Below are 5,597 nucleotides of genomic sequence, written 5' to 3' on the forward strand. Positions count from 1 at the left end.
CGGCCCACCCCCGTGGGTGGCGATGTACCACTCGGTGGGCGACTGCGCCCACGACCCCTACCGCGTCACCGTGTCGCCCCATCGACTGGACCGGCAGCTCGACTGGCTGCGCCGCCGGGGCCTGCGCGGCGTCGGCGTCGGCGAGCTGCTCGCCGCGCGCGCCCGGGGAACGGGGCAGGACCTGGTGGGGCTCACCTTCGACGACGGGTACGCCGACTTCGTCGCGCACGCCCTGCCGCTGCTGCGCCGCCACGGCTGCGGCGCCACCCTGTTCGTCCTGCCCGGCAGGCTGGGCGGCCACAACGCCTGGGACCCGCTCGGCCCGCGCAAGCCGCTGCTGTCGGTGGACGGCATCCGGCAGGCCGCCGCCGAGGGGGTCGAGATCGGCTCGCACGGCCTCACCCACGTGGACCTGACCCGCGCCGACGACGCGCTGCTCCGCTCCGAGGTGAGGGACAGCAGAGCCCTCCTGTCCGAGATGACCGGTGCCCCCGTCCACGGCTTCTGCTACCCGTACGGCAGGGTCGACCGCCGCACCGTCGAGGCCGTACGGCAGGCGGGCTACAGCTACGCCTGCGCCACCGATCCCGGCGACCTGACCGGCCCTCTCGCCCTCCCGCGCGTCCATGTAGGAGAGCACGACACGGCCTGGCGGCTGCATCTCAAGCACCGGCTGCACCAGTTGCACCATCTGCATCGGCTGCGCCGCCGCCCCGTCGAGAGGGTGTGAGCCCCCGCGATGCCCGAGTTGAAGGCCCTGCACGTCATCACCGGCCTCGGCGTCGGCGGCGCGGAACAGCAGCTCCGGCTGCTGCTGCGCCATCTGCCCGTCGACTGCGACGTGGTGACGCTCACGAACCCCGGCCCGGTCGCGGCGGGCCTGACCGCGGACGGCGTCCGCGTCGTCCACCTCGGTATGGCCGGCAACCGCGATCTGTCCGCCCTGCCCCGGCTGGTCCGTCTGATCCGGTCCGGCGGTTACGACCTCGTGCACACCCACCTCTACCGGGCATGTGTGTACGGCAGGATCGCCGCACGCCTGGCGGGAGTCCGGGCGGTCGTGGCCACCGAACACTCCCTCGGCGGCAGCCAGATGGAGGGCCGCGCCCTGAGCCCGGGTGTGCGCGCGCTGTACCTGGCCAGCGAGCGGCTGGGCCGCTCCACGGTCGCGGTCTCGGCCACGGTGGCCGACAGGCTCAGACGCTGGGGCGTGCCCGAACCACGGATCGAGATCGTGCCCAACGGCATCGACGTGGCCCGCTTCCGTTTCGACCCGCTCACCCGCGAACGCACCCGCCGCCGGCTCGGGCTGCCGGAGGACGCGTACGTCGTCGGCGGCGTCGGCCGGCTGTCCGCCGGCAAACGCTTCGACGTCCTGATCGGCGCGCTCGGGCAACTCCCCGGCGACTGCTGGCTGCTGCTGGCCGGCGGCGGCCCGGAGGAGAACGTGCTGCGGCGCACCGCCCAGCGCGCCGGAGTGACCGACCGGGTGCTGTTCACGGGCGAGCGACCGTACGTCCCCGACGGCACCCCCGGGCCCGATCTGCCGTCGCTGACCTCGGCGATGGACGTGCTCGCCTCACCCAGTCCGGAGGAGTCGTTCGGCCTCGCCGTCGTGGAGGGCCTCGCGGCGGGGCTGCCGGTGCTGTACGCCTCCTGTCCGGCCCTCGAGGACCTGCCGCCGCACCTCTCCGCCGGGGCCCGCCGGGTGCGGGGCGGCGCGGACGCTTTCGCCCGCGCCCTGGCCGAGACCCGCGCACTGGCCAAGAGCCGCGCCCCGACCGGGGCCGGGCGGTCCGAGCCGCCCGGCCGCCCGGTCTCCGCCGCGGCCCACCACTACTGCATCACCCGCAGCGCCGCCCAGCTCATGAACGTGTACGCGGCCGCCGTCTCCCGCTCGACCCCGACCTCGTCGCCACCTGGGAGTGACCAGCTGCACAAGCTCCACAGACCTGACTTCCCGCCGGCCCGGCGGTAGACCCGGCAACTTGGTTGTCGCCGCCGGGCGCGACACAGCGTAACGCCACCCGGACGCTGCGTGTCCGTCGATGTTCGGATTCGCTTCCTCCCCGGCCCGAAGACCGGGGTTTCCACGCAAGGAGTCCTGATGACCTCCATGACCTCCAAGGCTGAATCCCCGACGCCCCCGATCCGGTCGCGCCCGGCGCTCCGGCGCCTGAGAGCGCTGCCGCCGTGGTCCGCGCTCGCGGCCGCCGTCGTCACCGGCTGCCTCGCCGGGGGCGCGTACGGCGCCTTCACGCCACCCGCCTACTCGGCCACCGCGTACGTCATCGCCGTACCGACCAAGAAGGCGGACCCGCAGGCGGCCCTCGGCTTCGCCCAGGCGTACAGCCGGGTCGCCACCCAGCTCGCGGTGCTCGGAGACGCCCAGGTGTGGGCGGGCGTGCCGATGAGGACGCTGCGCAGGAGCGTCCGGTCGGCGACCTCGCCGGACGCGCCGATGGTCGCCGTGACGGCCACCTCCGCGCAGGCCGATCTCGCCGTCGACATGGCCAACGCGGTCTCCCGCTCGCTGACCCGGCACGCCAACCACGCCAAGAACGCCACGCACGTCGAACTCCTGCGGTTCTCCCGCGCCGTCCGGCCCACCGAGCCGTCCTCGGCGTCCCCGGCGCTGACCGGGCTGGTGGGCGCGAGCGCGGGCGGCCTGCTGGGCGGTCTGGCGATGCTGGTCCGCCCACGGCGCGCCGCGGCCGACGGAGCACCGTCCGCGGCGGTGCCCGGCCCGGCCACCGCGGCTGACGCGCGCGGCCAGCGGTGAGCGCCGTCCTGCAGGCCCCCAGCCGTACGCTGCGGGCCGAAGTGTGCACCGACGAGCGGGACTTCGCCGCACTCGGCCCCGCCTGGGACCGGCTGTACCGGAGCTGCGCCACGGCGACCCCGTTCCAGAGCCACGCCTGGCTGTACTCGTGGTGGCTGTCGTACGGCAGACCGGGCCGGCTCCGGCTGGTGCTGGTGCGCGAGAGCGGCGCGTACGGCGAACTCCGCGCGGTCGCCCCGCTGATGCGGGTCGGATGGCCGGTGCCCCGGCTAGTCCCGCTGGGCGGGGCGATCTCCGACTACGGGGACGTCCTGCTCGACGACGACCACACCGACCGGGCGGCGGACGCGCTCGCCGAGGCGCTGTCGGCCGCCGCCCGCACCGCACTGGTCGACCTCCGCGAGGTACGGCCCGGCGGGGCCGCCGAGCAGGTCTACGAGCGCTGGAGCGGACCGCGCCGCCGGGTGGACGACTCGCTCTGCCTGGAGCTGCCCGCCGTACCGATCGAGGAGCTCACGGCCCGGCTGCCGGCGGCGAAGGCCCAGCGGGTACGGGCCAAGCTGCGCAAACTGACCGCGCTGGGCGTGGAACGCCGGACCGTGACCCCGGACCACGCGGACAGCGCGCTGCGACGGCTCCTCGCACTGCACCGGCTGCAGTGGCAGGGCCGCGGGGTGACGCCGGAGCACCTCCGGGAGCGCTTCGCCGGCCACCTGACGCGCGCGATCGGCCCGATGGTGCGCTCCGGCGACGCCGTGGTCACCGAGTTCCTGCTGGACGGCGAGGTGGTGGCCGTCGATCTGACGCTGCTGTCGCCGCGCCTGGCGGGCGGCTATCTGTACGGCGCCCATCCGCGGCTGCGCGAGCGGAAGGCGGACGTCGCCGTGATGCTGCTGGACGCCTGCGCCCGGCACACCGGAAGCGGGCAGCGCGGCACGCTCAGCCTGCTGCGCGGCGACGAGCCGTACAAGCGCCACTGGCGCCCCGAACCCGTGGTCAACCAGCGGCTGCTGCTGGCCCGGAGGCGCACCGCTCCGCTGCTGTCGGCGGTCTTGGCCGAGGTCGCCGCGCGCGGCCGGGCCAGGGAACTCGTACGCGGCCGACGGGAACGCGGTGGCGGCGGGAGCTGAGCCTCCCGCCGCGGCCGGCGGTCCGCGCTCTGGCGGTCAGAAGGGCAACCAGGAGCGCGCCCACCAGTTGTAGCGCACGCACAGCGCTCCACCGATCCAGTGCTCGATCCAGCCGCTCAGGTTCAGCGGAAAGCAGTTCGCCGGAGACAGCGGCCCCGGAGCGAGCTGGGGCGCCGGCCGTGTCGCGATGCGCCCGTGGAGCACGGACCGGTAGACCGCGGACGCCTTCGGGTTCCTCCTGCACTGCCACACCCCGTGCGGGCAGTAGTCGGTGACCGTGTTGTACAGCGGCCTGTGCTGGTCGATCCAGGCCAGCATGCGCCGCATGTACTCGGCGTTGTCGCCGTTGCGGAACAGGCCCCATTCCGGATACGAGATGGGTTTGCCGTGCTCCTTCGCGAAGTCCACGTGCTTCTGCAGTCCGTACGGCTCCGCCACCTGCTGGTCGAAGGAGAGCCCCCGCGGCTGGTCGTACGCGTCCATGCCGATGATGTCGACCGTGGCGTCCCCCGGGTAGCACTCCGTCCAGGGCACCGCGTCGCGCCCGCGGCTCGGCGTGAAGTCGAACCGGAACCGCTGGCCCGGCACCGCCCGCATGGCGGTGACGATCCTGTTCCAGTACGCCTTCCAGGACTGCGGGTCCGGCCCGCACCGGTGGCTGTAGGTGATGCCGTTCATCTCCCAGCCGAGCACGATGACGGTGTCCGGCACCCTCAACCCCACCAGCCGCTGGGCCAGGCGGCGGTAGTGGGCGTCGAACTCCCCGGCCGCGCCCCGGCGCAGCAGGGCACGCACCTGGGTGTCGGTGAGGCGCTGCTCGTTGCGCTCCAGCATGGGCACGTTGAGGACGAGGATCCGGTCGCTCCTGGCCCGGCGCCATTTCGCCCACGCGTCGAGGAAGCGGGGGGCGCCCTCGATGTTGCTCCAGCGGTCGCCCGGCAGATACGTGTGCCCCACGCGCAGTTGGGCCCCGCCCAGCCACCGGCTGAGCAGAGCCATGCGGGTCACGCCGACGGGGCCGTAGTCGAGGTAGGCGCCGAACGCGGGGTACGGGGCGAGTGCTGACTGCGTCTTGGGCGCCGAGGACGCGGGGGGCGCGGAGGACGTGGGTGACGCGGAGGACGCGAGTGGTGCGGGCAGGGCGGACGGTGCCAACTGTGCGGGCGATACGGAGGGTTCGGGCGAGGCGGACGGTGCCGACGGTGTACCGGTGGCCTTCGTGATCCGTGTCGACGCCGGCACCGACGTCCGGGGCGCCCGTTCCGTCCCGGCACCCACGGCGTATCCCGCTCCCGGCAGCAGGGCGGACGACGCGGCGATGCCGACCGCCACGTATACGGGCCATCTTCTGCGGCGCCGTTGCTCTGCGGCCATGAATGCTCCTCGCTCGGCTCATCGGGAGCAGCCACAGCGCACGCGCCGCCACCCGTTTATCCTTATTCACTCCAGTTATCAGTCATATGTATGCCAATCTTCCTCTTGGCTCCTCCGCCTCGGCCCCCTCCCACCACCCGCACGAGTGATGGGCCGAGGAGGCCCTGAAACGCACTCAGGTGCCGGACGCGAAGCGTCCGGCACCCGGAGGGGACTGCTGGGGAGTACTACCGACGGGAGGCGGCCCGGCCTCGCCGGTACAGGACGGCGCCGCTCGTCAGCAGCAGCGCGGCGACGGCCGAGGCCACGAG

Annotated in this window: 5 protein-coding genes; 4 read left to right on the top strand and 1 reads right to left on the bottom strand. The window is 73.9% G+C overall.

What is annotated here, in order from left to right; genetic code table 11:
• The 4 genes from FNH04_RS40315 to FNH04_RS40330 all read left to right on the top strand — a co-directional run.
• Positions 1–730 (top strand): polysaccharide deacetylase family protein (locus FNH04_RS40315; RefSeq protein ID WP_228031905.1); only part of this gene is annotated, 730 nt, incomplete at its 5' end.
• Between the two features lie 18 nt (positions 731–748).
• On the top strand, positions 749–1,978 hold the full coding sequence (locus FNH04_RS40320; protein WP_152791141.1) for a glycosyltransferase: 1,230 nt from the start codon (positions 749–751) through the stop codon (positions 1,976–1,978).
• 129 nt (positions 1,979–2,107) lie between these two features.
• Complete coding sequence (locus FNH04_RS40325; protein ID WP_386573585.1) at positions 2,108–2,782, top strand: YveK family protein; 675 nt, start codon at positions 2,108–2,110, stop codon at positions 2,780–2,782.
• Complete coding sequence (locus tag FNH04_RS40330; RefSeq protein WP_322725268.1) at positions 2,779–3,912, top strand: GNAT family N-acetyltransferase; 1,134 nt, start codon at positions 2,779–2,781, stop codon at positions 3,910–3,912. The genes FNH04_RS40325 and FNH04_RS40330 overlap by 4 nt, the downstream gene beginning before the upstream one ends.
• A gap of 36 nt (positions 3,913–3,948) precedes the next feature.
• On the opposite strand, the gene FNH04_RS40335 is transcribed toward FNH04_RS40330, so the two are convergent.
• A complete protein-coding gene (locus FNH04_RS40335; protein ID WP_152791137.1) occupies positions 3,949–5,286 on the bottom strand; it encodes a glycoside hydrolase family 26 protein in 1,338 nt (445 codons plus the stop codon).
• Positions 5,287–5,597: the final 311 nt, after the last annotated feature.

Source organism: Streptomyces phyllanthi (assembly GCF_009377205.1).
In the GTDB taxonomy this organism is placed as follows: Bacteria; Actinomycetota; Actinomycetes; order Streptomycetales; family Streptomycetaceae; genus Streptomyces; species Streptomyces phyllanthi.